29 protein-coding genes are annotated in these 26289 nt (G+C 53.9%); 25 read left to right on the top strand and 4 right to left on the bottom strand.

The window, feature by feature from the left end; all coding sequences use genetic code 11:
* Window positions 1-30 precede the first annotated feature (30 nt).
* Window positions 31-225: a hypothetical protein gene (locus CIG75_RS11535; protein WP_094236800.1), complete on the bottom strand. Its 195-nt coding sequence runs from the start codon at window positions 223-225 to the stop codon at window positions 31-33.
* A 140-nt stretch (window positions 226-365) separates the two neighbouring features.
* Here CIG75_RS11535 and CIG75_RS20740 point away from each other — a divergent pair, with 140 nt between their 5' ends.
* The 3 genes from CIG75_RS20740 to thyX all read left to right on the top strand — a co-directional run bounded on the left by CIG75_RS20740 (window position 366) and on the right by thyX (window position 1839).
* On the top strand, window positions 366-533 hold the full coding sequence (locus CIG75_RS20740; protein ID WP_157729524.1) for a hypothetical protein: 168 nt from the start codon (window positions 366-368) through the stop codon (window positions 531-533).
* 72 nt (window positions 534-605) lie between these two features.
* Entirely contained in the window at window positions 606-1004 is a 399-nt protein-coding gene (locus tag CIG75_RS11530) for a FixH family protein (protein WP_157729523.1), read from the top strand.
* 31 nt (window positions 1005-1035) lie between these two features.
* A complete protein-coding gene (thyX, locus tag CIG75_RS11525; protein ID WP_094236798.1) occupies window positions 1036-1839 on the top strand; it encodes an FAD-dependent thymidylate synthase in 804 nt (267 codons plus the stop codon).
* Between the two features lie 11 nt (window positions 1840-1850).
* Here thyX and yjeH read toward each other — a convergent pair whose 3' ends face one another.
* Window positions 1851-3125, bottom strand: coding sequence for an L-methionine/branched-chain amino acid transporter (yjeH, locus tag CIG75_RS11520; RefSeq protein WP_094236797.1), 1275 nt, complete (start codon window positions 3123-3125; stop codon window positions 1851-1853).
* Between the two features lie 164 nt (window positions 3126-3289).
* Between yjeH and CIG75_RS11515 the strand changes: the two genes are divergently transcribed.
* The 3 genes from CIG75_RS11515 to CIG75_RS21440 all read left to right on the top strand — a co-directional run bounded on the left by CIG75_RS11515 (window position 3290) and on the right by CIG75_RS21440 (window position 5290).
* On the top strand, window positions 3290-4186 hold the full coding sequence (locus tag CIG75_RS11515; protein ID WP_094236796.1) for a LysR family transcriptional regulator: 897 nt from the start codon (window positions 3290-3292) through the stop codon (window positions 4184-4186).
* A 124-nt stretch (window positions 4187-4310) separates the two neighbouring features.
* Window positions 4311-5168, top strand: coding sequence for an aminoglycoside adenylyltransferase domain-containing protein (locus tag CIG75_RS11510; protein WP_094236795.1), 858 nt, complete (start codon window positions 4311-4313; stop codon window positions 5166-5168).
* On the top strand, window positions 5165-5290 hold the full coding sequence (locus CIG75_RS21440; RefSeq protein WP_265415031.1) for a hypothetical protein: 126 nt from the start codon (window positions 5165-5167) through the stop codon (window positions 5288-5290). Before CIG75_RS11510 ends, CIG75_RS21440 begins: the two co-directional genes overlap by 4 nt.
* 42 nt (window positions 5291-5332) lie before the next feature.
* Here the strand turns inward: CIG75_RS21440 and CIG75_RS11505 are convergent, their stop codons facing one another.
* Entirely contained in the window at window positions 5333-6325 is a 993-nt protein-coding gene (locus tag CIG75_RS11505; protein WP_094236794.1) for a CobW family GTP-binding protein, read from the bottom strand.
* A 311-nt stretch (window positions 6326-6636) separates the two neighbouring features.
* Here CIG75_RS11505 and cotE point away from each other — a divergent pair, with 311 nt between their 5' ends.
* The 11 genes from cotE (at window position 6637) to CIG75_RS11450 (ending at window position 17761) form a co-directional block, all read left to right on the top strand.
* Window positions 6637-7173, top strand: a complete 537-nt coding sequence (cotE, locus tag CIG75_RS11500; protein WP_094236793.1) for an outer spore coat protein CotE — start codon at window positions 6637-6639, stop codon at window positions 7171-7173.
* 77 nt (window positions 7174-7250) lie between these two features.
* On the top strand, window positions 7251-8639 hold the full coding sequence (locus CIG75_RS11495; protein ID WP_094236792.1) for a YheC/YheD family endospore coat-associated protein: 1389 nt from the start codon (window positions 7251-7253) through the stop codon (window positions 8637-8639).
* 44 nt (window positions 8640-8683) lie between these two features.
* Window positions 8684-10060 carry a YheC/YheD family endospore coat-associated protein gene (locus CIG75_RS11490; RefSeq protein WP_094236791.1) on the top strand — a complete coding sequence of 459 codons (1377 nt, stop codon included), beginning with the start codon at window positions 8684-8686 and terminating at the stop codon, window positions 10058-10060.
* Between the two features lie 389 nt (window positions 10061-10449).
* Window positions 10450-11601: a putative amidoligase domain-containing protein gene (locus tag CIG75_RS11485; RefSeq protein WP_094236790.1), complete on the top strand. Its 1152-nt coding sequence runs from the start codon at window positions 10450-10452 to the stop codon at window positions 11599-11601.
* Between the two features lie 83 nt (window positions 11602-11684).
* Window positions 11685-13088, top strand: a complete 1404-nt coding sequence (locus tag CIG75_RS11480) for a YheC/YheD family endospore coat-associated protein (RefSeq protein ID WP_094236789.1) — start codon at window positions 11685-11687, stop codon at window positions 13086-13088.
* Window positions 13048-14382 carry a YheC/YheD family endospore coat-associated protein gene (locus CIG75_RS11475; RefSeq protein WP_094236788.1) on the top strand — a complete coding sequence of 445 codons (1335 nt, stop codon included), beginning with the start codon at window positions 13048-13050 and terminating at the stop codon, window positions 14380-14382. Before CIG75_RS11480 ends, CIG75_RS11475 begins: the two co-directional genes overlap by 41 nt.
* 101 nt (window positions 14383-14483) lie before the next feature.
* Entirely contained in the window at window positions 14484-15395 is a 912-nt protein-coding gene (locus CIG75_RS11470; protein ID WP_094236787.1) for a PhzF family phenazine biosynthesis protein, read from the top strand.
* 69 nt (window positions 15396-15464) lie between these two features.
* Complete coding sequence (asd, locus tag CIG75_RS11465) at window positions 15465-16310, top strand: archaetidylserine decarboxylase (protein ID WP_094236786.1); 846 nt, start codon at window positions 15465-15467, stop codon at window positions 16308-16310.
* 108 nt (window positions 16311-16418) lie between these two features.
* Window positions 16419-16784, top strand: a complete 366-nt coding sequence (locus CIG75_RS11460; protein WP_094236785.1) for a hypothetical protein — start codon at window positions 16419-16421, stop codon at window positions 16782-16784.
* Window positions 16785-16865: 81 nt separating this feature from the next.
* Window positions 16866-17063: a hypothetical protein gene (locus CIG75_RS11455; protein WP_094236784.1), complete on the top strand. Its 198-nt coding sequence runs from the start codon at window positions 16866-16868 to the stop codon at window positions 17061-17063.
* A 35-nt stretch (window positions 17064-17098) separates the two neighbouring features.
* The gene (locus CIG75_RS11450) at window positions 17099-17761 is read left to right on the top strand and encodes a serine/threonine protein kinase (RefSeq protein ID WP_094236783.1); all 663 of its coding nucleotides are present in this window, start codon (window positions 17099-17101) and stop codon (window positions 17759-17761) included.
* Window positions 17762-17790: 29 nt separating this feature from the next.
* Here CIG75_RS11450 and CIG75_RS11445 read toward each other — a convergent pair whose 3' ends face one another.
* The gene (locus CIG75_RS11445; RefSeq protein WP_094236782.1) at window positions 17791-18159 is read right to left on the bottom strand and encodes a hypothetical protein; all 369 of its coding nucleotides are present in this window, start codon (window positions 18157-18159) and stop codon (window positions 17791-17793) included.
* A 287-nt stretch (window positions 18160-18446) separates the two neighbouring features.
* Between CIG75_RS11445 and CIG75_RS11440 the strand changes: the two genes are divergently transcribed.
* The 8 genes from CIG75_RS11440 (at window position 18447) to CIG75_RS11405 (ending at window position 26276) form a co-directional block, all read left to right on the top strand.
* Window positions 18447-20126 carry a DNA repair helicase XPB gene (locus tag CIG75_RS11440; protein WP_322348584.1) on the top strand — a complete coding sequence of 560 codons (1680 nt, stop codon included), beginning with the start codon at window positions 18447-18449 and terminating at the stop codon, window positions 20124-20126.
* Window positions 20127-20227: 101 nt separating this feature from the next.
* Window positions 20228-21739 (top strand): helicase-associated domain-containing protein, encoded by a 1512-nt coding sequence (locus CIG75_RS11435; protein WP_157729522.1) that lies wholly within the window; start codon window positions 20228-20230, stop codon window positions 21737-21739.
* A 240-nt stretch (window positions 21740-21979) separates the two neighbouring features.
* Window positions 21980-22531: a ReoY family proteolytic degradation factor gene (locus CIG75_RS11430; protein ID WP_094236779.1), complete on the top strand. Its 552-nt coding sequence runs from the start codon at window positions 21980-21982 to the stop codon at window positions 22529-22531.
* A 69-nt stretch (window positions 22532-22600) separates the two neighbouring features.
* A complete protein-coding gene (locus tag CIG75_RS11425) occupies window positions 22601-23314 on the top strand; it encodes a creatininase family protein (RefSeq protein ID WP_094236778.1) in 714 nt (237 codons plus the stop codon).
* Window positions 23315-23566: 252 nt separating this feature from the next.
* Window positions 23567-24115 carry a ubiquinol-cytochrome c reductase iron-sulfur subunit gene (locus CIG75_RS11420; protein ID WP_094236777.1) on the top strand — a complete coding sequence of 183 codons (549 nt, stop codon included), beginning with the start codon at window positions 23567-23569 and terminating at the stop codon, window positions 24113-24115.
* Between the two features lie 29 nt (window positions 24116-24144).
* Window positions 24145-24816, top strand: a complete 672-nt coding sequence (qcrB, locus tag CIG75_RS11415; RefSeq protein ID WP_094236776.1) for a menaquinol-cytochrome c reductase cytochrome b subunit — start codon at window positions 24145-24147, stop codon at window positions 24814-24816.
* 53 nt (window positions 24817-24869) lie between these two features.
* Complete coding sequence (locus CIG75_RS11410; protein WP_094236775.1) at window positions 24870-25634, top strand: c-type cytochrome; 765 nt, start codon at window positions 24870-24872, stop codon at window positions 25632-25634.
* A gap of 54 nt (window positions 25635-25688) precedes the next feature.
* Window positions 25689-26276 (top strand): DUF1405 domain-containing protein, encoded by a 588-nt coding sequence (locus tag CIG75_RS11405; protein WP_094236774.1) that lies wholly within the window; start codon window positions 25689-25691, stop codon window positions 26274-26276.
* Window positions 26277-26289 lie beyond the last annotated feature (13 nt).

Genomic DNA, 26289 nt, shown 5'->3' with positions numbered 1-26289 from the left:
CGGGTCTTTCGCCAAGCGGTAGAAAGGTCGTCACTTGGTCCAGCCGAGTTTGTCGTTCATCGGTCGTTTGATCGACTTGTGCGTCATCTCGTGCTTGCCGTACTGACCTTTTTGTGACTTGTATTCCCGTGGGCGCGGAATGCCTTTGGGCTTGTACAGTTCGGTGGCGAATTCTTCGTTGGCAAAGTCAACTTTGTTCCGGAAGAGATCCTTATGGTTGGTCATCTAACCCCCACCTTTCGTCTGTACTCGATAAGTAGCATGCCTCTCAAAAAAATTTTTACTAAAGGTGAAACATTCCTCTTCTTTTCTACGTCTATGTAGTATAAATGTCGATTTTTGTCGGAATAGAGAGGTGCGCACTCATGTATTTTTGTTTGACTTGTCAGACCACACATCATCTTCAAGAAACGAAGGCGTTGAAGTTGTTCCGTACTGGATTTCGGACGTTCCCTGATGGAGAGCAACTGCCACTGGGTGTTTGCATGAAGCGGTTGGAACAAGAACTGGCCTCGAATAAAAAAGTGTCGTAAGGCAAAAGATTCCACTGGAGATGAAGTTTCTCAGTTGGGATCTTTTTTGATAAGATGAGAGAGGTAAAACAGATGAGACTACAGATAAGTCGTGCAGTGTTGATCCTGAGTTTGCTCACGGTGCCTCTGCTAGGTTGCAGTCGAAGTGACAGCAGCGTTGCACCCGCTGTAGTGCCGCTTGCGGTCAGCGTTCAGACAGACCCTGCGGTTCCCCATGCTGAGCAGCAGACCTCCTTTTTGGTGGAGGTTACAGAGCGAGACAAGCCGGTTGTGCAAGCAGAGGTCTCGCTGTATTTGGAGATGCGGGAAATGGATCACGGGGAACATGTGATCAGACTTGTGGAGACGTCACCTGGTCAGTATCGAGGAGCCGGGACGTTTCCGATGTCTGGAACTTGGGTCACGCACGTTCGAGTAAAACGGGAGCAAGGTACAGAATCGGTCAATGGCGAAGTAACCGTGAGTGACTAGACGTCTGGGAGATGCGGGGGAGGAGAATCACATGGCGGTACGTTTTGCGTATAAAGGGGTCGAATACCCGACTGCGCTCAAACTGTCCAAGGAGTTGCCGATGTTGGCTTCGGTGTTGGTACAATGGTCGGAGGATGCCGACTGGTTTGCTGCCAATGTGGCGAGCCTGTGCTATGACACCGATTTGTACAAACCGGGCTCGAAGGTGGCGACACGGGTTGTCGAGCATTGCCGTGACTCCGGTCACAATACGGTGCTGGAGCACAACGTGTTTTCGTTTGTGAAAAAGGTGCCGATCTTTGTGGCGCGTCAAGATTTGCGCGCCCGTCACGCTTCGTTCGACGAGCGGAGCCTGCGTTATTGCCGGGCGGATGACGGCAGTTTGGTGTATTATACGCCAAAGGAGCTTTTGCAGCCCGGTCGTGAAAGTGAATTGAATCAGTGGCAGTATGTGCATGAACAGGCGATTGAACTATATAGCAGGCTTACCGATGAGGAGATCCTCGAAGGGGAAAAAGCCCGCTCGGTCTTGCCAGTCGGCATTGCGACGACCTACACGGACACCCGCAATGCTTGGGCTTGGCGGCACCATTCGATGAAGCGCTTGTGCCTGCGCGCGCAGGATGAGATCCGGTTGGTTCGCCGCCAAGAGGTGAACCAGTTGATCAAGGTGGCTCCGCTCTTGTTTGGCGATCTGAATATGCCTTGCTATATGCAAAATCAAGGCTGCCCGGAGACGAAGACGTGCGGTGTGATCGAACTGAATGAAACGAGCCGCTTGGCCGTTGCCTATGAGCGTATGCTGGAACGCAAGGAGAAACACCCCGTCGAATGACGGGGTGTTTTTTAGCGGGGAAGATCGTGTGGGTCGCCTTTCCTCAATCCAGAAAGCCAGACGATCGCGAGGATCAAAAGTGGGTATAGCATCGCCCAACCGACAAAAGGGAAGATCAAAGCGGTCAGGACAAAGCTCAACCAAGAGAGACGAACGCCCCATTTGTTGCCCTTGAGCAGTCGAATGCCTGCTGCACACCCGCCTAGGTAGGTGAGAATGATGGTCGCGTTCGGGAATTGGATCAATGTGCTAAGCGAGATGCTGTCGGTCGCATAAAGCGCGAGCACGATCACGAAGCACACTGCCAGAAAGGCAAGTCCCCCAACTGGGGTGCCATGCTTCTTGGACAGGGCCCCGAGCAGCTTGGGTGCGTCGCCTTTTTGCGCGAGAGCATAGGCGAGCCGGGAGGTGGCTCCAACATAGGCGATGATCGTGGCCATGCAGATGAATACACCTGTAAATCCAGCGATGTAGATGCCACTTTTGCCGAGCAGTCCTTCGATGACGAGGGCAAGCGATGTTTCAGACAGGCCCGCTTGTCCGTAGGTGTGTGTGCCGACAGTAGCCAAGGCGGTCAGGAAATAGAGAAGACCGACGACGATGGCGGCGATCGTCACCCCTTTGACCGCTTCTCGTTCCGGATCGACAAACTCCTCCGACAAATGTGATACGGCCTCCCAGCCGATAAAACACCAGAAGATGATCGCGGTCGCCTGCCCGACACTGTACCAGCCATTTGACAGAAACGGGGTGAAATGGCGTGCTTCGATGTTCGGAGCGGCTCCTGCGATGGCGAGTAAGAGAACGGCGACGATGGCGGCAACAACGGTGACTTGGATGCTGCCCGCCACTTTCATGCCGAGCAGGTTGGTGAGCAGTCCGACCAGCAGCATGATGACCGCGACTGTGAGGCGAGCCGATTCCCCCCAGCCCATTGCGACGCTGAGGTAGCCAGCTCCAATCAAGGCCGTGATCGGTGTACCGACTGGGACAGCCATCAGGAAGAACCAGCCGACAACCGTGCCAGCGCGGTCGCCAAATGCCCGACTGACAAAATGAGAGACGCCGCCGGCGCTTGGGAATTTGGCAGCCAAAAGGCCCATCGACAGCGCCATCGGTAAGATGAGCAAGGTCATCAACCCCCAGGCAAGCAGTGAGGCGGGACCTGCGATTTCGGCGGCCAACCCCGGTACGAGCAACACGCCTGAGCCGAGCACAGCCCCAATGTACAACGCGACCGCTTGCGGAAGTCCGATCGTGGCTTGTAAAGTTTTTGTTTTTTCCATCTCCAAATCTCCATTCATCTAGTCTCTTTTCGAAGATCGTACCAGTTGTGATTCGATCAGTAAAATGAATCATCTTGATTAGAAGGATCGTTTTTGGCGATGGAAAATTAAGATCTGTTGGTATACAATCGTGCTAGAAGATCGAACGAAACGGAGGTGTGGCTGTGGAGATCAGGCAGTTGAACACGTTTAAAACGGTAGCAGAAGTGAGGGGTTTTACCAAAGCGGCGGAGCTGCTTGGCTACGCTCAATCGAGTGTGACCGCGCAGATTCAGGGGTTAGAAGAAGAGCTTGGAGCTTTGCTGTTTGATCGCTTGGGGAAAAAGATCGTGTTGACCGATGCGGGGGAGCGGTTGTTGCCATTTGCTCTGGAGATGGTGCGGATGCATGATGAAGCGATCGAGGCGATGCAGATCGACACACAGTTCGCGGGGACATTGACGGTCGGCGCGTCGGAGTCGTTGGCCGCCTATCGGTTGCCAGAGATCATTCGAGAGTATCGGCGGTTGTTCCCGCAAGTGAAAATCGTGTTGCGGCCAGGACATTGTCCTGAAATGCGGCAACAGGTGCGAAATGGGCAGATCGACTTTGCTTTCTTGCTTGAGCCAGAGGGGGAGACATCCGATCTGTACAGGGAGACGTTGGTTGTGGAACGTATGGCGTTGGTTGCGCCGATCGACCATCCATTGGCCCATAAGGAGCGGGTGCAACCGCAGGATTTGGCAGGCGAGTCGTTTTTGCACACCGAGCCGGGATGTAGCTATCGCGGGCTGTTTGAACAACAGTTGCAAACTCACGGGGTCGAGCAGTCGATCGCGCTGGAGTTTTGGAATATTGAAGCGATCAAAAGCTGTGTGATGGCGGGGCTTGGCATTTCTTACTTGCCGCGGATCAGCGTAGAGACTGAACTGCGGGAAGGGAAATTGACCGCTCTTGCTTGGGATGATTCGGCGAGCCGTGTCGCGACCCGGATCATCCATCATAAAAACAAATGGCTTTCTCCGCTCCACAGTGAGTTTTTGCGGCTGGTTCGCGAGTATGCAACAAATTGGCGAGGGTGAGCGACAGATCCCTCGCTGATGAGTTTGGTGCTACGTGTCAACCTTGTTGGGATGCAATGGGCACAGGTGCTCTTTGATCTGGTGGAATCTAGAGAGCTAATCTTTATCAGAGGAGTGTGTTTCGATGACTTGTGAGATACCGACCGCGTTACAACCGCTGATTGCGGCTTACACCTGCCAATTGAATAACGCTTCGTTTCGCGACGCGTTGCACGGCATATACCTCTACGGTTCGATCGCTCTAGGGGCTTTTGATGAGCAACGGAGCGACATCGACTTCCTCACCGTTTTGCGCCGCGACTTGACCGAAGCGGAGCGGGGCGAACTCGAACTGTTGCACATCCGCTTGCAAAACGATCATCCTCTCGCCTTCCTCATGGATGGCATGTACATACATCGTCAGCACCTCGGCCGGCTCAATCCGGAGATCCCGCCCTACAGCTTCACGCACGAAGGCGAGTTCCACCGTGCCGGACACTGGGATGTCAACCATGTCACGTGGTGGCTGCTCCAACATCGTGCAGTCACCGTCTTCGGCCCGGAATCATCTACACTGCTGCTTCATGTCACGACGGAGGACCTGCGCGCCACGATGGCGTATAACTTGCACAGTTATTGGTCGCACCGCCTGCAAGCGCTGGAGGGGATGAGCTTCGACACGCTGCCCGAGACGGAACTCCAAGCGGATACAGCAGACGCCGTCCTCACTCTCTGCCGCATTGCGTACACCTTGGAGCACGGCGACATACTTTCCAAAACGGCAGCTTTGCAATATGCCATCCAATCATCTGATGCAAAATGGCAACCTCTGTTTCGCGAAACGCTTCGCATCCGTGAAAATACGGAAGCATCCAACGCATGCAAGTCACAATCGCTCGATTTTCCATCTGTTATCGCCTTTGCCTGCGTCGCCTGCGATTTCATCCGCACCGTGATCGACACCCATCCGCAGAAAAGCATCGAAGGAGGAACGTCCGCGTGACGATCAAGGTCCAAGTCTCCAGCATCGCCATCCGTGATAACAAGATCGCACTCATCAGAAAGATCAACAATCCGCACCAGGCTACCTTCCAAAAACGAATCCCGCCTGGCAGCCCAAGCTGAACAACGAACACGTCTGGTCGTTCCACGAAAAATACCCCGCCACTAGCGCGGGGTATTTTCTACTTCACATGCTTGCAGTTGTTGGAGCAACTCCCGCTCCGCCAAATTTTCCCCGATCAGCACAGCAAACGCCGGCATCTCACCTTCGGCTGGCGCGGTCATCGGGGCGTACGGAGTAAAATGAAATTGATACATCTGCCCGTTCTCCGCATCTCGATAAAACCCTTTTCCCCGCGCCACACTCTCCGGCAAGCGGTACATAAACTCATACAGACGATCGGCATCGACACTTGCTCCAAACTCATAATGAAGCGTTTGCAGCCCGCCAAAGCTCGTCTTCTCCTGCCTCCGCACCTCTGGCTTGACGCGCGCCGCCCCAAAGCGCGGCAGAACACGCGTTGGTCGGGCTCGTCGAGCCACCTCATGGCGCACGTCAAGCAGCGCTTTTGCATCCACCTGCCCGTTTAGCACGCGGAGGATGGGCGATGAGTCGTTCAACTGCCGCAACGCTCCTTCCAGTGCAAAACGCCGATCGGGCGGCGTCAAGTCGGTTTTGGTCAGCAAAAGCACATCGGCGTGCTTGACCTGCTGTACCATCGTCTGTTGCACCGGAGTCTGTTCAAACAGCGGTGGCAACTGCAACGGAAACCGAGTCGCATCTACGCAGGCATAAACACCAGCTACCCGCACTTCCTCTTTTAAAGGGGGATCGAGCAGCGAATCGACAATTTCCAGTGGCAGTGCTACCCCTGTCGCTTCCAGAAAAATCAAGTCTGGGCGATGCTCCTCCACCAGTTGCATCATCGCTCCGGTCAAACTCCCGCGCACCGTGCAGCACACACAGCCTTCGATCAGGTCAACCGTTGGCACCGCAGTTCCCTGCAAGAGCAGCGTATCCACACTGACTTTTCCAAACTCGTTCATCAAGACGGCAGCTTTAAGGCCCTGCTCTTTCACCGCGAGCAACAGCGTTTTCAACAGTGTGGTTTTCCCGCTTCCGAGAAAGCCGGTCAATAGATAAACTGGAATCGCCATATCGCCCCTCCTTTTTTCATTACCCTAGCGAACACCTTCCAGCCTTGTCAAGTGTCAAGATTTTTATAGCAGGCGAATACACCTAGAAAGGAAGGATTGCCGAACAAGAGGATGGGCGTTTCGACCAGCACATTTCGCCTACCCGCTCCATAGGATATAGGGACAGTTGACCTAAACAATTGCGCACCAGCAGGCAATGCAGCCGCTACTCGTGACAGATGCACCAACGGCACTTGTCACGCATAGAAATGGTACCATGTCTTGCCATCCAATGGCCTGCATCAACCTGAATTGAAAGAGGAGGTAGCTAGATGGCACGCACAGACAAAGAATACCGCGCCCGGGAGATCATCACCAATGCGGTTTGCGGAACGGGCAGCAAATACTCGCAGACGACGTATACGATTCGTCCGGCGAATCGGCCGACTACGATCGGGGGTTGCTGGGTGATGAACCACTCCTACGAAGCGGAGTTGATCGGCGACGTCGTCGAAGTACATGGTCGTTTTGATGTGAACGTCTGGTACTCGTACCACGGCAACAGTGAAACGGCGGTTGCAAAAGACACCGTTACCTATACGGAAACGATCCCGCTGCGCGAACTCGATCCGAACTGCGCCCGAGAACATGTCAAAGTCAGCGTGAAAGTGATGCAACAGCCGAACTGCTTGGATGCAACGGTTGTTGACAGCGGCAACGAGATTTTGGTGCGTGTCGAAAAGGAGCTTTCGACCGAAATTGTCGGCGAAACAAAAGTGTGGGTGCTCACGGTCGATCAACCACACTTCAAGGATGATGAGGATATGGAAGATGAAGTCTTCGAAGACGATGACGATTTTGAAGATTAAAGGCTGAGGGCTGCCCTCAGCCTTTTTTCTTTCAAGCAAGACGCGCCACTTCTTTTTAATGGAAAGGGGAGACACGCTTGAACGGTACAGCGCTCGGCATTTGTAAGATCACCAGTTGGCCGAACAGCACAGAGTCTGTCGTCACCTTGCCCGGTGCATGGCAGTTACACTTGGCCGCTGTCGATCACCATGACAGAGTGACCCTGCGCGCAGGCAACCGAAAAGCGACTGCGCAGGTGGTATATACGGATGAACAGGAGGTGCAGATGACCCAATCTTTGCGCGAGCAGCTCTGTCTGCCGTTCGGGAGCATCGCGGTGAAAGCGCAAAACGGTGAGCTTTGCTTCGGCCCATTTCTTGGCTTGTACGCGCTGCCATCAAAAAAAACGGGCAAGCCGTTTGGGGAACTGACTTCGCTTTTTCAAGACATGATGGTGCTTGCGGCCCAAGCGGGCATCGGGCTTTACGTCTTCTTGCCAGGCGAGATCAACTGGCGAGCAGGAATCGCCACCTGCTATGTCTACAAACAGCGCGAGAAACATTGGGTGCGCACCAAACGCCCCCTGCCCGATCTGGTGATGCCGAAAATCATGGGCCAGCCCCCGCGATGGCGCGACCGCATGCGCCAAGACCTGTTGCAGATCGAGAAGCTCGTGCCCTACGGACATTTCTCAAAAGCAACCGGGCATAAATGGGACGTTCACCGCACGTTGGAAGCGAGCGAAACGACCCGCGGTTACTTGCCGGAAACCCGGCTTGTTCATCGTACAGAAGACATTGAAGACCTGCTCACTCGCCATCCCATCGTCTATGTCAAACCGAGCTATGGCACGCAAGGCAAGAGCATCTACCGCCTGACTTTGCAAAAACGTGGGGTCCGCGTCCAATACTCCCTACGGGGGCGCACGATGAACCGCTATTTTAAGCGTTCGGGGACGAATTGGCGAGTTTTTGTGCAAAAACGCTTTTGTGCAAAGCGCTCTTATCTGGTTCAACAAGGCATCGATCTGCTTGCCGATCGTGGCATCCGCCCGGTCGATTTTCGCTGGTTGGTGCAAAAAGACGGGCGAAACAACTGGGGGATCACCGCCCGCGTCGCCCGCATCGGCGGTTCTGGGTCGATCACAACCAATCTGCACACCGGGGGCAGCGCGGTGCTCGCCGAAGATCTGCTCCGCCAAAACGGATTTCGCGACGAGTCTGTGCGCCGCGCGCTGCTGCAACGGATCGACACAGCCGCTTTGCAGATCTGCCGAACTCTGGAAGCGCAAGCGGGACGGATAGGTGAACTGGGCATCGACTTTGCCGTTACGATGCCAGGGGAAGTATATCTGATCGAAGTCAATCCTCGCCCAGGTCGGCAGATGCTGAAACAGACATCTACGCAGGTACGTGCATTGTCACTTATGCGCAATCTTGAATATGCTAAGTACACAACAGGTTTTGAGCCGCAGACGATCAGCTAGGCCACGCACGGAAGCGGCATTCCAACGAGAGGAGGGACGGGGTCATGGCGAGTTCGAAACCGATTCGTATCGAGCCCTCTTCTCTTGCGCACAAACTTGTGATGATCCTGCCGCGCGGTGTCATGAAAGAAATCAATCTCACACCTGGCGCTTATGAGCTGTTCTTCGGTGCCAAACAAGCTCGAATCGATCTGCGCGGGTCTGACAAAGGCGAGGAAGAGACAGCCTTGCTCAGCAAAGAACTGATCGCTGAACTTCATTTGCCCACCGGGACCAAACTCAATTTGCATAAAACTTCCGGAGGTCTGCGCTTCGGCTACCTGTTCGGCATCCTTGCCAACGTGAAGACGGTCGATGGCCAACTTGCGGGTCAGCAGCAGCAAGTGTTTAAAAATCTGCTGGAGGTTGCCCGTCATCTGAACATGTACGGTTATGTGTTTTCGATTGCGGACATCGACTGGAACGATCGGAGCGTGCTCGGCTATCGGGTGGAAGGCAAAGCAGGCTGGACCTCCAAACGCTTCCCTTTGCCCGATGTGGTTTATGATCAGATCATCACCCGCACCTACATGAACAAAAAAGAGGTGTCCGATGCTCGCAAACGTTTGATGGGGTTGCTCGAAAAACGCTTTTTCAACCCTGGCTATTTTGATAAATGGCAAGTTCATCGATGGCTGCACAAAGATCAGCGTACAGCATCCCATGTGCCTGATGCCATCCGTTTCGAATCGGTTGAGCAAGCGGCCCCCTTTCTCTATCAACACACAGATGTGTACCTCAAGCCTGTACATGGTTCGCTTGGGATCGGTATCATCCGAGCAAGGCGCCGAGCGGATGGTCGAATTTTTTATCAGATCAAAAAAAAGAATGGTAGCCTGCGGCAGGAGTACGCAGGATCGATCTCCATGTTTCTCAAAAAATTTCAAAAGCGACTGAAAAGCGGACCCTACTTGATCCAGCGCACGTTGCGGCTAAAAAACTGGCAAAGCCGTCCGTTTGATATCCGTATCCTGTTGCAAAAAGACGGGGCGGGCAATTGGAACCGCACCAAAATGTTCTGCCGCATTGCTCAGCAAGGCCAGATCACCTCCAACATCTCGACGGGAGGCGATGCGCTGGCTGTCAAAAAACTGCTCCAAGAGATGTATGATGACAAAAAAGTGCGTGTGATCATGAGTCAGTTGCGCGTCATTTCTGACGCGGTTCCAAAGGTGATCGAGCAGGAGAACAACAGCACGATCGGCGAGCTCGGCCTTGATCTGGGGCTTGATGAGAGCGGAAACATTTGGGTGATCGAAGTGAATTCGAAACCTTGGAAAAAGCCGAATATTGAAGAGGGAGAATGGCGTGATCTGGCCTTGCTCGCCTTCCAGCGTCCCGTACAATTTGCGGACTATCTCTGTGAAAAAGATTTCAGATAAACTCGGAAAGGAGACAGGGCTATGGGTTACGTGCTGTTGCATTCTGGGCAGACCTCCGCAAAACGATTGCTTAGGCGCGTACAAGAGTGCATAGGCGTTGATAGTGTAAACCCGGTGGCCAGCCAGGATGTGATGATTCGCTGGGGGACGATGAGTGGTGACGACCGCATGGCCGCTTGGACGCTCAATCCTCGCCAAGCGATCGAAAACTCGATCAACCGCTCGCGAATGCTCAGAATCCTGAAACAAAACGGCGTGTACTCGCCGGCGGTTTCTTCAAGCTACGAGAAGCGGCCCGATGTTGCACGGGACGTGATGCTCGACTCCGGAAATCGTGTCAAAATCGTGCGTCATTATCGCATCCCGATTTTTGACCTGCTGGCTCTGGGGTGTTTCGGGCCGACAGCAAGTCGTTGTGGCTGGACGGTGGCGTCTCCAATTCGCAGGAAAAATTTCGGGAAGTGCCGATGGATGAAGATGTGTACGCGGAGCGTGCCGTTCGGCTCTCTTTGCGTTCCTTGCATGCGCTCGGACTCGATTTTGGCATGGTTTCCATCGGCATCACCTCGACGGACCGCACGATTTGCCTCGATGTCACCGCGTCGCCAAAATTGAACGGCCGTCTGCTCGAACTGTTTGAAGACGCACTGCAGGCGTTCATCACCCGTGATCGGTCGGAGGAGCGTTCGTTTGAGCAGCACGGCAGAAATCCCAATCCTTTCGTGATCGGGACAGACTTGGAATTTATGCTTCGTTCGTCGCGCGGCAAGATGGTGCTGGCTTCGAAGTACCTGCCGCGCATCGGCGCCGTGGGCTGTGACGACCGCAGTTTGAACTTGGACGGTGAGCGCTTTCCGCTTGCGGAAATTCGCCCAAGTCCTGCGCGCTCCCCAGGGGAGTTGATGAACAACATCAGGCACACGATGCAAAGCGCGGCGGCTGCGATCACGGCGCGAAATGTGCAATGGGTCGCAGGCAGCATGCCGTTTACGCGCTTTCCAATCGGCGGTCATGTACATTTTTCGGATGTTACGTTTTCATCACGTCTGGTGAAAGCGTTAGATAACTATGTCGGCTTTCCGGTGATGATGATCGAAGCCGGGCAAACGGCGGTCAAACGCCGCCGCAAGTACGGATATTTGGGCGATGTTCGCTTTAAAGATCATGGTGGCTTTGAATACCGCACACCTGGCTCCTTTCTGGTCACGCCGGAGATCACCGAGGCGGTCATCTATCTTTCCTATCTGGTTGTGATGCACTATCGCGAATTGAATCTCGATCTCTTTTCCAAACCGAGCCGACAACGCCAGTTTTATCGGGCTTATAAAGGGGAATTAAAATCGAATTTTGAGCGAATCTGGCGAGGAATCGAGGCTACCTCCACCTATAAGCAGTACAAAAATTCCTTGCAAATCATTCCGGAAATGGTACGTCAAGGCATCTCGTGGAATGAAGCGTCCGACCTCCGCAAGACTTGGAATCTGCCGCTGCCGGCGGAGAGGCGCCCGACCGTCAGCGCGCGCCGGGGCCGAAATGCTTGACAGTCGGGCCTCCGCATTCGGAGGAACCCGGCTGTCTTTTGTTTCATACAATACAGAATCTTGAACCTAGGGGAGGGGTATGAGTGAACCAACCCGGATCTTCCCTCATCCTCACTGCACCTCGCAAATCGCTGCTGGCATGGGGTTTGCGTGATGGCGCGAGCGTACCGTTAGTCTGCGGTAAACTGCAGGGGATCGCAGAAATCAAACAAAGCGCACAACAGGAGCAAACGACGAGCCTGCGCTGGGCGGGGGGCAGGCTTGATTTGCAGATACAGGGAGTAGCCGGACAAATCGTGTATTCTCAAGCAGAAGGCCTGCGTATCGGTCCGGTGATAGGCATCATGACCACGGGGGTCAGACGCGACATCAAAAAGCCGATCGGCGGGCGTACCTCGCTGCTTGGTGACTTCGTTCGCGCCTCTCGAGAACTGAATGTGCTCTGCTATGTCTTCAATGCGGCCGATGTCAACTTTTCCGCAGGCACGGTGAGCGGGGTGACGATGACCGGACCGCCGGGGCGCGAGACGTGGACGTTCGGGCGCTTTCCGCTGCCGGAAGTGGTCTACAATCGCGTGCCACACCGCCGGGCGGAGACGCTGCCCGACGTGAAACGGTGCAAAGAGCGCTTGGAGCGGATGGGAGTCCCGATGTTTAACGAGCGCTTTCTGAACAAAAACGAAATGTATCGCTGGCTGTCGGGCGACAAGAGATCATCCACCTACATTCCGGAGACTGAGCGCATGCGTACAGCAGATGGCCTGCAACGATTTTGTCTAAAGCACCAATTAATCTATCTGAAGCCGACCGGAGGCAGCTTAGGGATGGGCATCTATCAGGTGGAGCGCGACAAGCAAGGCTATCTCGTTCGCTACAAACGGGAAAAGAACCATGTCACGACGCGTTTTGTCAATGCCGAAGCGGTATTGCAGTTCGTCAGAAGGCGCAGTCATCCAAAAAGCACCTATCTGATGCAGCAGGGGATTCGAATGATGGAATACCAAGGCCGCAAAACGGATTTTCGCGTACATCTGCACAAAAATTCGGTCGGGGCATGGGAAGCGGCCGGCATCGGCGCCAAAGTTGCAGGATCAACCTCGGTGACCACACATGTCCACAACGGTGGCAGGGTGGTAGCGGGCGACAAAGTGCTACGCGCTTGGTACGGAGAGCGCGCCGAGCAGATGAAAGCTCGCATCGTCGAGGTCTCGATTCGCGTCGCCGATGTGATCCAAGGGTTGTTAAAAGGGGAGTCGGGCGAGTTTGGTCTCGATGTGGCGCTCGACAAAGACGGGCAGGTCTGGGTGTTCGAAACGAACGCCAAGCCAGGGCGGGCCGTCTTCCGCCACACGGAGTTGATCGAAGCGGGAAAACGGTCTGCCCGCATGGTGCTCGAATATGGAGCGTACCTTTCGAAATTCCCGCTGAACAGAGGAGGAGGCGTGGATGAACCGAAGAGACTTGATCCACATCGGAGTGCGCGCTGACGGTGGCGAAAATCGGTGGTACCTTGCAAGTTCTGAGATGGCACGTCGCGAAGTGCAATTGCCGCATCGGCGTGCTTGGAACGTGCCAATGAGCAAAAACGGCCCATCCCTTCGCCTGCCCGTCGAACCGAGTTGGCGAAAGGCTCGGAATGCAAGCGATCTGCTGGTGCCGATCCGCAAGCAGAAAAATCGCCACGGCAGCGTGTTCGGCCCGATCATCGGGATCTTGACGGTGAAACGCAATCGCAGCGCCTCGTTTCGCGGCAACAAAGCCAATTTTAAAGCGATCATCCAAGCGGGCAAACGCCTCGGTCATACGGTGGTCGTCTTTACACCGGAAGGGATCAGATCCTCCGAGCGCATGGAGTGTTGGGTGTACACAGGCAAGGGAGCGACCGCGTGGAAGCGGGTTGTGCTACCCCTACCAAGCGTCGTCTACAACCGTGTCCCCGACCGGGCAGCGGAAAGCTTGCCGGAAGTGACCCGCGTCAAGAAATGGCTGAGCGAGCAGAACATCCCGCTGTTCAACCCGCGCTTTTTTGACAAAGCGGAAATCCACGAATGGTTGCGAAGTGATCGGGAGACGGCGAAATACCTACCCGCTACAGAATCGTTGCGCAAAGAGGCGCAGATCGGACAGATGCTGCGCCGCCACCAACTGCTGTACGTCAAACCTGCCGACGGCAAGGCGGGAGACGGGATCATCCAGATCCGAGCTGAAGGAAAAGGGTACGTTGTGACGATGCAACGTAGCGGTAAGCGCACTCACACCCAAGTCGCCTCGAGGCAAGAGGCAGTAGCGCTGGCCTTTCAAGGAAGCAGAGGGCGCCCCTATCTGCTGCAACAGGGCATCCGCCTCGCCATGTATCGAGGTCGTCAGTTTGACTTGCGACTGCTCATGCAAAAGGATCGACAGGGACAATGGAGCATGACCGGAATGGGGGCGAGGATCGCGGATGCGGATGGGATCACCACGCACGTTCCGAACGGGGGCCGGATTGAAAAAGCCGATTTGGTTTTACAGACTGTCTTTGGGAAAGAGCAGGCCAAACAGCTCACAGAACAAGTGCGGCGCATGGCGCTTGTGATCGCCTCGACGATCGAAGGGCAAAACCGTGAGACCGGTCACATCGGCGAAATGTCGATGGACATCGGGGTCTCTGGAGACGGCACGCTGTATTTTTTTGAGGCCAACGCCAAGCCGATGAAGTTTGACGAGCCGTTCATCCGGGGCAAGTCGTTGCTGCGCACATTGCATTACTGTGAATTTCTTACCGAACACTCCGTCTCCTGACGGGGTGTTTTGCTGTGCATGCGTGTAGGGAAGGGGAACGGGATGGGAAAGGCGAACTTACAAGGAAAGATGCTAGACAGAACAAATGGAGGAACCTAACGATGACGAAACAGGTACGCATCTACCAGATGGACGCTTTTACCCACATTCCGTTCGGTGGCAATCCAGCAGGGGTTGTTCCCGATGCGGACGGACTGACTCCTGAAGAAATGCAGAAGATCGCCCGCGAGATGAACTGCTCCGAAACGGCATTTGCCTGCTCGACCACAACTCCGGGTGCTGATCTGCGCGTGCGTTTTTTCACGCCGACAGAGGAGATCGATCTCTGTGGGCATGCGACGATCTCGGTATTCGCCGCCCTCGGCTTGGAAGAACGCTTTGGCTCCGACCTGCCGATCACCGTCGTGCAGGAGACCAACGTCGGTTTGCTTCCAGTGATGCTGACCAAGACGGAAGATGGCCGCATCCAAGTCTTGATGACCCAGGCTGCCCCGCAATTTCGGGACTGTGATCTATCCCGCCGAGAAGCGGCAGAGCTGCTCGGATTGGAAGAAGCGGACATCGACCCAGAACTGCCGATCGGTCTCGCCTATACGGGCGTGTGGGATCTGTTTGTGCCGATCAAGACCCAAGCAGCTTTCGAACGGATGAACCCTGTGCAAAGCCGAATTGCTGCGCACAATCGCGCGCACGGCGTCACGTCTACGCATTGCTACTCGTTTGACACGATTCATGAAACATCGCATCTGCACACCCGCGATTTCTCGCCTGCCGTCGGCATCCCGGAAGACCCGGCAACCGGAACGGCAAACGGTGCTCTCGGTGCGTTTTTGTTGCGCCACGGCGTGCTTGTACCTACAGGTGAACGGTTGCGTTTGACGGTCGAACAGGGCTTTGCGATCGGACGACCGAGCTTCCTGACCGTTGAAGTGGATGGCGAGCCCAACTCGCCGCGCACCGTGCGCGTCGGCGGCACAGCGGTGCCGATCATCCAAGGCACAATGAGTTTTTGACTAAACCCTGCCCAGGTGAGTAATATAGAAGAATGAACTTTTTTATCTAACTCATCTTGGAGGATTTTGATGAACGATCGTCTTCAGTTGTTCTTGATGAAGTTGTTGCCGAAAAATACGGTCTCTCGCCTCGCAGGCCGTTTCGCAGGCAGTCGCTTCAGTAGGCTGTTTATTCCGTATTACATCCGCAAATTTAACGTCAACTTGCAAGAAGCGGAAAAGACGTGGGAGGATTACCCGAGCTTGGTCGAGTTTTTCATTCGCCGTCTGAAGGCTGATGCGCGACCGATCGATCCCGCGTCTGACAGCGTGATCTCGCCGGTCGATGGAAAAGTTGCCCAGCTGGGCAAAATCGAAGACGGCAATCTCGTGCAGGCCAAAGGTGTGTTTTTCACAGTGGCTGAGCTGCTCGGTGGCGACGAAGAGCGGGCGAAACGCTACCACGGCGGGACGTTCCTCACCGTCTATCTGTCACCGACCGATTATCACCGGATTCACATGCCGCTCACTGGTCAGGTCAAAGGCTCGACCTATGTACCGGGCACGCTGTTTCCGGTCAATCCGTTTGGCGTGCGAGCGGTACAGGGCTTGTTTGCAAAAAATGAGCGCTTGATCACCTATTTTGACACAGCGGCAGGTGAGGTCGCATTGGTCAAAGTCGGAGCGACGATCGTCGGCTCGGTCAAAGTCGAGTATGATCAGCTGTCCGGCACGAACATCAAAGGTGGCCGTCTGGAGCGTAAAGACCTGCCCGCAGGTCCTGCTTATGAAAAGGGGGAAGAGATGGCCCGCTTTGAGTTTGGCTCGACGATCATCTTGTTGTTCGAACCAGGCCGGGTTGAACTGTCCGGTGATCTCCACCTAGAAGCACGCGTCCGTCTCGGCGAGAAGATTGGTCATATTTTGACAAGATAAGGAGTCGATGCCAGCATCGGCTTCTTTCCTTTTGACATCGAAAGCTTTATGCTAAACATACACTGGAAAAATAGATAAGTACAACGACACCCGAAAGGAGGGGAGCCGATGAAGCAATTTGTAAACGTCAAGACGATGGACGGCGAACTCAAACGCACGGAAATCAGGCGTGGAGTGGGCTATCGATTGACGACCAAAGAGATGATTCTGCTGCGCGAAGAAGTTTCGTACCATATTTATCTCGAGGATATCCTCGGCGTTATCTCTCGTGAGGAAGAGGCTCCGGGTATCTATCAGGAACAAGTGGGCGATACGACGGTGGCTCACCACTTTGGATCGTCCTCCTATAAAATTGTGGCAACAAAACTGCGCATGTACAACCGCAGCGGGGTGGTGGAGCGCGGCGCTTCCACCTTGTTCGCACAGCTTTCTCCAGGTTTTACGAAACAGTTGCTCGAACTGTTACAAGCTTAGTTTGAAATCGGTGACACCTGCGGATTCAGCAGCATACGATATTCCAGATTTGCGAGTAGACTGCAACTGGAGGAATCGAAGATGGCTGGAAAGAAAGCGGGTTCCAAAAAGAAAAAATCGTTGGATGTCTCACAACGGCAACTGCAGATGGCGATCGTCACGGTCGATACCTGTCTGAAATGCCCCTCGGTCTGCGCCCGTGGGGCCGCATATATGGAGAAGATGTCAGAACCCGGCGCGATCGGATATGGCGTCCCCTGCATTCTGCGGCGCAAGTAAACCGAATCTTATGGTAAGGAAAAGGGAGAGTCCCCATGATCGAAGACGTGCAAAAACTTGTGGCAGCGGTGCGCGTTCGCTCTGTCAATCCGCGCGATCCGGTCGATGTGCGAGCACATCCTGATCAGTGGCGCTGCATCGGGGTCGGCAATTCGGCCGCCGTGTTTCAGCCCAAAGATCATCCGCAGATCGCGATCAAAGTGTACGCAGACACCCATACCCACATCGCTTCTGAGGAAGCTGCCATCTACGAACAGCTCGGGGATTCGCCCTATTTTCCGCATTTTTATGAACGGGGAGATCATTTCCTCGTCATGGAGTACAAGCAGGGCACCAACTTGTACGATTGTCTGCTGCAAGGCATTCACATTCCGGAGCAGGTGATCCAAGATGTAGATGAAGCGATCGCCTACGCGCGAAGCCGCGGACTGAATCCGGCCGACATCCATTTGAAAAACGTGCTCGTCCACGAAGGGCGCGGTATTCTGGTCGATGTGTCCGACTACCGCAAACACGGCGCCTGCAAGCGTTGGGAGATGCTGAAAGCGGCGTATTACGACTACTACCTCGACTTGTATAAGCCTGGTTTGACCGTTCCGTCATGGGTGTTGGAGACGATTCGAAAATGGTACAAGGCCAATGAAGGCAATGGTGATATCCTCCGATTTGGCGAACGGATCAAACGGATGCTTTTCTAAATCGGTGCTTATAAAAAGTGGAGTCCGCCCTATTGAGCGTACTCCACTTTTTCTTCGATTAAAAATCGTAAGGCGTCATGACGCCTCGTGAAATATCCGCGCTCCACAGGAGGGGCGACCCGCTTGCGCAACTCTTTCATCAGAACGCCGAGCGTCCCATAATCGGAAGAGAGGTAGGCACAGCGTTTCACGCCATAGTCGAGCAGGATCGGGTGATTGTCGGTCAGCAAGGTCAAGTGCTCAGGATTAAGCTTCGACAGGTCGATCAGGACGGTAAAGCCCGGCTTGGTCAGTGGCAACAACCGTTCCAGACTGTGTGTATGCTGGCTCGAGAGGATTTCTTCTGCTCGTTCGCCATAAATCCGATTGGTGTCAACATCGAGGCGGTATTGAAGCATTCACATTTTCACTCCCTGTGCAAATTCTTAATCTATGGAAATTATATGATAGAATGATCATGATGTATAGAGAATTGGGGTAATAATTCGAAAATTTATACTTTTCAGGAGTTACGCCAAGAACTCCCTGCATCAGATCGGGACAGACTGTGCTATACTAGGAAATGTAATCGCTCACTTCTTACAACTCGAACAACCATTGAGACTCCGCATCGGTCAGGATCGCGGGGTTTTTTTTGTGCCCAAAACGGGAAAAACAAAGGTGAGAATGGAAGGAGATGACATGTATGTCCTCTTCACAACAGCTCGCCAAGCCGCTGATCGTCCAATCGGACGGGACGCTCCTTGTGGAGACGGCGCATCCGGACTTTGCGACGGTGCGCGACCAATTGTTGCGCTTTGCAGAGCTTTTGAAAAGCCCTGAGCATTTTCATACATATCGGATCAGCAAAATTTCGCTATGGCATGCTGCCGCGGCTGGACAGACGGTACAGACGGTGCTTGGCGTTTTGCACGAGCAAAGCCGCTATCCGTTGCCATTGACGTTGCAGCAGATGGTGCTGACGGAGATGAACAAATACGGATCGCTTGTGCTCGTTCCCGGTGAGGGCTGTCACCTCCTGCAAGGCGAGCGCGACCTGCTTGAGGAAATCCGTCTGTTGCCGGAGTTAAAAGCGTATTTGACTGGGCGCAAACGAAACGTGTTGCAGGTCAAAGAAAACGCACGCGGACCGCTCAAGCGTCTGCTCGCCCAGCACGGTTACCCGGTTCAAGACCGTGTCGGCTATGTCGATGGCGACGCGCTGCCACTTGCTCTGTGCACCGAGACGGAAAGCGGCGATGCCTTTTTGCTCCGCCCCTATCAGCAGGAAGCGGTGCGAGCGTTTGCTGCGGGCGATGTGGATGGGGGCAGCGGAGTGGTCGTGCTACCTTGCGGGGCGGGAAAGACGGTGGTCGGCATTGCGGCGATCGCCAAAATGCAGACCAATACGCTGGTGTTGACTCCAAATATCCTCGCAGCCCGTCAGTGGATCGACGAACTGCTCGACAAGACGGACCTCCCTGCCGATGCGGTCGGCGAGTATTCGGCGGAGCGAAAGGACATTCGTCCGATCACCGTCACGACCTACCAGATGCTGACCTATCGCAGTGGCCAAACTTACCCGCACTTCGAGCGCTTAAACAGCAGGCGTTGGGGTCTGATCGTGTATGACGAGGTACATCTGCTGCCCGCCCCGATCTTTCGTCTGACGGCCGATGTGCAGAGCACCAGACGCTTAGGGCTGACCGCGACGCTGGTGCGCGAAGACGGGGCCGAGCCTGATGTGTTTGCGATGATCGGCCCGAAAAAATATGAGGTGCCGTGGAAGGTGATGGAGTCTGGCGGATTTATCGCCCCGACCTGTTGCTATGAGATCGATGTTCCGTTACCGCAGGACTGGCGCATCCGTTACGCTTCGGCCGCGCCTCGTCAAAAATATCGCATCGCGTCGCTCAACCCGAGAAAATATGAGGTGATCGCCGCTTTGCTGCGCAAACACAGCGAAGATCGGGTACTGATCATCGGGCAGTATATAGAGCAGCTCGACGCAGCGGGGGAACTGCTCGGAGTTCCTGTGTTGACCGGCAAAACCAAGCTGGCCGAGCGTGAAGAGCTGTTTCGTCAGTTTCGGGCGGGAGAGATCTCTGTGCTGATCGTCTCCAAAGTTGCCAATGTGGCGATCGATCTGCCAGATGCCAACGTGGCAGTTCAGATCTCCGGGACGTTTGGTTCCCGTCAGGAAGAGGCACAGCGCATCGGGCGGATCTTACGTCCCAACCGTGATGGTAGCAGCTCGCATTTTTACACGGTCGTCACCCGTGATACGGTCGATCGGGAAATGGCCAATCACCGCCAGCTGTTTTTGACTGAGCAAGGCTACACCTATCAGGTGCTACATGCTGAAGAGATCGGGGGAAGCTTTTGATGAGGCTTAGCGAATGTTTAAATTCATCTAGCATCGACACATTGCGAATAATTGCAGAATGCTATCGATTCGATTGCTCGTTAAGTTCGAAGAATGCGCTGATGCAGGAAATTTTGACCCATTTCAACAACCGAAAATTTATTGAAGGCGCCTATCTTGGGTTGGAGGAAAGCGCCTATAAAGAGGCGGTCTCTCAGCTGATGCTCGACCGCCGTGAATCTTTTTCCCGCGAAGATGTGCTGGCGATGCTGCGCCGAGCCGGACTGCACGACGAGTTGGACGAACAAGAGCAGATCTATCGCCTGCTGCAAAACGGCTGGCTGTATCGCTTGAACACGAAAGGCGGCCGCCAGATCTATTACATACCGGACGACTTGCGCCGCACGATGCGCGACCATCTGGCCGCAAGTCTCAAAGCGCGTGTCAGAATCTCTGAGTGTGCGCCGATCGTCTATCGCGACGAAAATATGGCGCTTCAGCGCGACTTGGTGCTGTTTCTCAACTTTGTCGGCAAACAGGAGGTTCGTATCACCAAAGACGGAACGATCGTCAAGCGCGCCCAACAGCAATTGTTCGCTCTGTTTGAGATCAAAGAAGAGCCGCTTGGCAAAGTATCGTGGCGCTTCGGGTACGGACGTCGCTTTCACGACTATCCTGACCGATTTGCCTTGCTCTATGATTATGGCTATACGCGCGGGCTGATTGAGGAAACGGCCGAAGGGGAGCTCCGCGTGACGTCGAAAGCGGGTGAGTGGCAGTTGCAAAGTGAAAAAGAGCGGGCGGCAGACCTCTTTCGCTTTTGGCGACTGCTCTATCGCAGACCGATTCCGCAGTTAAAAGTCTGCATCGCCACGCTCGCACAAGCGACCAAAGCGGACTGGGTGCACGTCGCTTCGATGAACGACCTGTTGTCCCCCTATGTCGGAGACTATTATTATGACAAAGCAGAGCAGGTGATGGAGCAGCGCATTTATCAAATGCTTGTGCACCAAGGATTGCTTGCACACGGGCAACTGGCGGATGGCACGGCGGTGATCAAGCTGACCTCGTTCGGACGAGAATTTCTGCTCGACGAAAACGTGTCGATCCAAGAGGAGCCAGAAGATGTTTTAGAAGCGGTAACTACGCCTGTGATCGTGCAGCCCAACTTCGATCTGCTGGTGCCTGTAGAATCGTTTGAGCGACTCGCCTGGGAATTGGAGGAGCTGACCGATCTGATCCGCGTCGATACGCTGCGAATCCACCGCTTGACCAAAAAAAGCGTCCTGCGCGCCTTCGAATTCGGCTGGACTTGCGAGACGGTGCTCGATTTCCTGCGTGAAGAGTCGGACGGCCTGGTGCCGGGTAACATCGAGCGGATGGTCGAGCAGTGGGCGGCCGAGTTTGGCCGCGTCAAACTATACCGAGCCGTCCTCGTCGAATGCGGCGAAGAAAGCATCGCCCGCGATTTGCGCACCATGCCGGAACTAAAGCGCCACATTCGTTTGGAGCTGACCTCGACCCATTTTCTGATCGGAGAAAGCGGAGTGCCCCTCGTTCAGGCGGAGTTGACGAAGCTCGGTTACCCCTCCGATCTGATCGAAGAATCATCAGACAACCCAGACGGGCCTTGACAGGCCCGTCTTTTATTTCCTCCAATTCCCCCTTCACAGACAAACCTAAAAACCGATAGAATGTAAGCATAGGGATGATCTCGCTCTAAATTGGGTAGTCGCACAAGTTCAAATTTCTTGCAGAAAAAAGGAAAACATCAGCGCCCTAACGAATATAATACATTAAGAAAATTCACAACATTCCGAAATGGGCTGACAATCGAATTCGGTTGTGAAGAGACAATGAAGGAGGGAACGGCGATGGGAGAAGTCATTACGATTGCTGAAAAGAAAACCTTTATCAAGTGGTTTATCGAGAAGTACGATCTGCAAAACCGTGAAGCGGAGTGGCTGCTGCAATATATTGCCTCATCCGATCAGTTGCTCGAGCGCGTTCACTTCATTGATAACTTCCGCAACCTACCCAAGACGATTTTGATCTCTACCAAGTGTGTGCAGATGACACCTTTCAAATTTTACAAAAACAAGCGTGTAACGTCCGATGTGGAAAAGGCGTTTCTCGACATTCACCATAATCCGCGCGAAGACATTTATATCGGCCTGTTCTTCAAGGAGCGCACGACATCACCCGAATATGCCTCCGTCCTTGAGCAAAACCCGATGGATGATACGAAAGAAACGATCGATGCACTCGTCTCCTTGCAAGCTGAACTGGTGCTCGACTACGCGTTGAAAACGTACCGAATCGACGCTTTGAAGCTCAAGATCGACAGGGCGCTCGACCTCGGCGACAAGAAAGCGTTCGAGGAATTGTCAAACAAACTTCGCGAAGAGATGGAACTGGGCACTTGAGCCCAGTTCTTTTTTTTGTACATAATAAAGGGAGGGAAATTCCATACTGGAAAGGAGGGAGAGGTTACCATGAAACTCACAGATGTACATATGAAAAACTTCGAAGAGTACAAGCCCTACATCGATACGTTGATTCTGCCGGTCGGAGCTATTGAGGCGCACGGGCCGCACGCGCCGCTTGGCACCGATCTCCTGATCCCGCAGCACATCGCCGATTACATCGAAGGCAAACTGTCTGGGCGCATCTGGACAGCACCTGCAATCCCATATGGACATTGTGCGGTGCTTGCGGATTTCCCAGGCACGATCGATGTGCCAAATCGCATCCTCGCCGACTATGTCCACGCGGTCGTCGCGTCGTTCTCGAGATTTGGCATCAAGCATGTGGTGCTCCTCAACGGCCACGGCGGCAACATCACGGCGTTGAATGAAACGGCGATGCGCCTGACTGAGCTTGGGTTGCAGGTGTTGGTCAGCAACTACTGGCTCGATTACCAAAGCGAGATCAAGCAGGTCACGCCTGGCACGGGCCATGGTGGGGAAGATGAGACCTCGCTGGTGATGCATGCGGCCCAGGGGACGGTTGACCTATCGCTGGCAGGCAATCATGAGATCGATGTGACGACCAAGGCCCGTTTCCCCGAGATGGGCAGACGTCTGTATCCTGACGGCTACTCGGGCAACGCGGCTGCAGCCAGCGTTGAGAAAGGTGAGCGCCTGCTAGGGGTGATCGGTGATCGCATCCTACAGGAGATCACGAACATGTGGGAGCTGAACTCGTAACTTTTTGTGACATTTTCCATGGCGAGCGCCGGGATCTTATGGTTTGACTCCGCATGACACGGGGGAAAGATAAGGGAAAATCCCAGTACGTAAGCCTTGAGAAAAGTTGCACATGCTTGCTTGACACTGTATAGAGCAGAATGTAAGATTGAAGCGAAGATAGTACGGGTCATTTTTCCCATACCACACATGTTCGGTATGACTGCAAGATGACTGGCACGATTTTTTGTCAACGGTAGGGAGGTTAGAACAATGAGTGACCAAAAGAACCAGGGGAAAGATGGACTCTCCCGCCGGCAGTTCCTCACCTACGCACTGGGAGGCACTGGCGCGTTTATGGCAGCTACGATTGCAGCGCCGTTGATTCCGTTCACCCTTGATCCTCTCACTCGCTCTGGCGGTGGTACTTTTGTTGACTCAGGCTTGAAAGAGTCTGATGTAAAGTCCGATTTGCCGCAGCTGATTGAGTTCAAGGTTCACCGCAAGGACGGTTGGATTGAAGAGAACGCGAAGTACACCGCATGGTTGATCAAGGATGAGCAAGGCCAAATCCTTGCGATGTCCCCAGTCTGCACCCACTTGGGTTGCCAAGTAACAGGAACAGTTGATCCTAGCGGCAACGCACAACCGGCAGCAGACGGCAAATGGTGGTTCCACTGCCCTTGCCACGGCGGTCGTTACACCATCCACGGTGTGCAAGACCCGACCAAACCGCCGACGCGTCCGCTCGACCTGTTCGAGGTTAAGGTTGACGGCGGCAAAGTAATGATCAGCTCTAAGCTGAACCAGCGTAAAGCGTAATTGACGTTGAAAGTAGGTGAGTAAGACAGATGTTGAAAAAAACATATGACTGGATTGACGAACGCTTGGGCGTGACTCCGATTTGGCGTGACATCGCCGATCATGATGTCCCGGCACACGTCAACCCGGCGAACAAGATGTCTGCGTTCGTTTACTGTTTCGGCGGTCTGACGTTCCTGATCATCGTTACCCAGATTTTGTCCGGTATGTTCCTTGCTATGTATTATGTACCTGATATCGTTAACGCTTATCGTTCTGTACAATACATCACGGATGAAGTATTGCTTGGCAACATTGTTCGGGGGATGCATTTCTGGGGCGCATCATTAGTAATAATTATGATGTTCCTGCACATGCTCCGCGTGTTCTTCACCGGTTCCTACAAAGCTCCGCGCGAGCTGAACTGGGTTGTCGGCGTATTGATCTTCTTCGTCGTTATCGGCTTTGGCTTCACCGGCTATCTCTTGCCGTGGGACCAAAAAGCGTACTGGGCGACGGCCGTTGGTGCACAGATTGCTGAAACCGTACCTTTTGTCGGACCTTACATCAAGACTCTGCTGATCGGCGGCGACATCCTTGGTGCGCTGACTTTGACTCGCTTCTTTGCGATTCACGTATTCTTCCTGCCGGCTGCTCTTCTCGGGCTGTTGGGCTTGCACTTCATCATGATCCGCAAACAAGGTATCGCTGGTCCTCTCTAAGATCAATGCGGGTTGTTTAGCTCAACTGTTAACTGAGAAGGAGGTTAAAAAGAATGGCTCACGATCATTTTCGCGACCGCATTCCTGGCACACCGCGCTTTAAAGAAAAAGATAAGAAGAAGCCGCTTGGAACAGAACCGTTCTTTCCAAACTTTCTTCTGAAAGAATGGATTGTAGGTTCGCTCTTCCTCGTCGCATTTGTACTTTGGATTATTTTCAACCCGGTTCACCTGACCGATCCGGCCGATCCGAACCCGTCGGGCTTTATCCCGATGCCGGACTGGTACTTCCTTTTCCTGTACCAATTGCTCAAGTACTTCCCGGGCGATATGGTTTGGATGGGTACGGTAGTCGTTCCGGGCGTTGCATCCACCTTGCTGATCATCGCTCCGTGGCTCGACAACAGCAAAGCTCGTCATCCGTTTAAACGTCCGGTCGCAACGACTGCGATGACGCTGGCAGTTCTGCTGTGCATCTGGCTGACCTACGAAGCTGAAGTACAACATGAAGATGCACTTGCTCACGCTCCGAAGCCGGTGGACAAGTCAGAGATGCCGGTTGACACCGCTCTTGTAGACGAAGGCGATGCTGGCGCTGCTGTGTTCAAACAGTCTTGCGCAGGCTGCCACGGCGCCGACTTGAAAGGCGGAATGGGTCCGTACCTGCTCGGAGTCGGTAACAAATACGATGCTGCTCAGCTCGCAGAAGTGATCACCAAAGGCTTCCCAGCTGGTGGCATGCCTCCGGGCGGCGGTATCACCGACCAAGCCAAGATCAAAGAAGTTGCAGATTGGCTGGCGAAACAAAAACAACAATAACAACATAAACCGACCCGGGCGACTGGGTCGGTTTTTTAGTAGGGGGTAGCCGCTGTGCTACATGTGATTCGAACGCAATTGATGAGCCGTCCCTTTTTGTGGTTGCTCTTCATCTGCAACCTGCTTGGCACAATCTACGGCTTTTATTGGTACCGCAATCAAATGGAAGCAACGGAGTGGTATTGGAACTTCTTTGTTCCAGACAGTCCGACGTCCTCTGGGCTTTTTACTCTGCTCATCCTGCTTTGGCTGCTGAAAAAATCGTCTCCGCTGTTGGAGATGCTGTCGATGGTAACCAACATCAAGTATGGGATCTGGGCATGTGGAGTTATTTTTACATACGGCGCAGCAGACGGCGCAATCGAAGCACAGAACTGGATGCTCGTCCTATCGCATGGGGCGATGGCGGTGGAAGTGCTGCTCTACAACTTCGCTTATAAATTTGACTGGCGCTGGCTCTGGGTCGGTGCGGTCTGGCTGCTCTTTAATGATTTTGTGGATTATGTATATGGTATTCATCCTTATTTGCAAGATGGACGCTTCTTGGCTGACGTGACGTTCTGGACACCTGTCTTGAGCGTGGCTACGTTGCTTTTGGTTGCCATGCTTCGTCCGAAAGCTCGGACAAATTGGCATGTCTAATTGATCGCCTCTC

Source organism: Tumebacillus algifaecis, from assembly GCF_002243515.1.
Classification (GTDB): Bacteria; Bacillota; Bacilli; order Tumebacillales; family Tumebacillaceae; genus Tumebacillus_A; species Tumebacillus_A algifaecis.
Note: the sequence above shows the minus strand (reverse complement) of the source record. Positions and strands in the feature narration are given on the sequence as shown.

What these genes read in the sequence shown, in the direction of transcription:
- CIG75_RS11535 (WP_094236800.1), bottom strand. Translation starts at nt 225, where the DNA reads ATGACCAACCATAAGGATCTCTTCCGGAACAAAGTTGACTTTGCCAAC.
- CIG75_RS20740 (WP_157729524.1), top strand. Translation starts at nt 366, where the DNA reads ATGTATTTTTGTTTGACTTGTCAGACCACACATCATCTTCAAGAAACG.
- CIG75_RS11530 (WP_157729523.1), top strand. Translation starts at nt 606, where the DNA reads ATGAGACTACAGATAAGTCGTGCAGTGTTGATCCTGAGTTTGCTCACG.
- thyX (WP_094236798.1), top strand. Translation starts at nt 1,036, where the DNA reads ATGGCGGTACGTTTTGCGTATAAAGGGGTCGAATACCCGACTGCGCTC.
- yjeH (WP_094236797.1), bottom strand. Translation starts at nt 3,125, where the DNA reads ATGGAAAAAACAAAAACTTTACAAGCCACGATCGGACTTCCGCAAGCG.
- CIG75_RS11510 (WP_094236795.1), top strand. Translation starts at nt 4,311, where the DNA reads ATGACTTGTGAGATACCGACCGCGTTACAACCGCTGATTGCGGCTTAC.
- CIG75_RS11505 (WP_094236794.1), bottom strand. Translation starts at nt 6,325, where the DNA reads ATGGCGATTCCAGTTTATCTATTGACCGGCTTTCTCGGAAGCGGGAAA.
- cotE (WP_094236793.1), top strand. Translation starts at nt 6,637, where the DNA reads ATGGCACGCACAGACAAAGAATACCGCGCCCGGGAGATCATCACCAAT.
- CIG75_RS11490 (WP_094236791.1), top strand. Translation starts at nt 8,684, where the DNA reads ATGGCGAGTTCGAAACCGATTCGTATCGAGCCCTCTTCTCTTGCGCAC.
- CIG75_RS11475 (WP_094236788.1), top strand. Translation starts at nt 13,048, where the DNA reads ATGAACCGAAGAGACTTGATCCACATCGGAGTGCGCGCTGACGGTGGC.
- CIG75_RS11470 (WP_094236787.1), top strand. Translation starts at nt 14,484, where the DNA reads ATGACGAAACAGGTACGCATCTACCAGATGGACGCTTTTACCCACATT.
- asd (WP_094236786.1), top strand. Translation starts at nt 15,465, where the DNA reads ATGAACGATCGTCTTCAGTTGTTCTTGATGAAGTTGTTGCCGAAAAAT.
- CIG75_RS11460 (WP_094236785.1), top strand. Translation starts at nt 16,419, where the DNA reads ATGAAGCAATTTGTAAACGTCAAGACGATGGACGGCGAACTCAAACGC.
- CIG75_RS11455 (WP_094236784.1), top strand. Translation starts at nt 16,866, where the DNA reads ATGGCTGGAAAGAAAGCGGGTTCCAAAAAGAAAAAATCGTTGGATGTC.
- CIG75_RS11450 (WP_094236783.1), top strand. Translation starts at nt 17,099, where the DNA reads ATGATCGAAGACGTGCAAAAACTTGTGGCAGCGGTGCGCGTTCGCTCT.
- CIG75_RS11445 (WP_094236782.1), bottom strand. Translation starts at nt 18,159, where the DNA reads ATGCTTCAATACCGCCTCGATGTTGACACCAATCGGATTTATGGCGAA.
- CIG75_RS11440 (WP_322348584.1), top strand. Translation starts at nt 18,447, where the DNA reads ATGTCCTCTTCACAACAGCTCGCCAAGCCGCTGATCGTCCAATCGGAC.
- CIG75_RS11435 (WP_157729522.1), top strand. Translation starts at nt 20,228, where the DNA reads ATGCAGGAAATTTTGACCCATTTCAACAACCGAAAATTTATTGAAGGC.
- CIG75_RS11430 (WP_094236779.1), top strand. Translation starts at nt 21,980, where the DNA reads ATGGGAGAAGTCATTACGATTGCTGAAAAGAAAACCTTTATCAAGTGG.
- CIG75_RS11425 (WP_094236778.1), top strand. Translation starts at nt 22,601, where the DNA reads ATGAAACTCACAGATGTACATATGAAAAACTTCGAAGAGTACAAGCCC.
- CIG75_RS11420 (WP_094236777.1), top strand. Translation starts at nt 23,567, where the DNA reads ATGAGTGACCAAAAGAACCAGGGGAAAGATGGACTCTCCCGCCGGCAG.
- qcrB (WP_094236776.1), top strand. Translation starts at nt 24,145, where the DNA reads ATGTTGAAAAAAACATATGACTGGATTGACGAACGCTTGGGCGTGACT.
- CIG75_RS11410 (WP_094236775.1), top strand. Translation starts at nt 24,870, where the DNA reads ATGGCTCACGATCATTTTCGCGACCGCATTCCTGGCACACCGCGCTTT.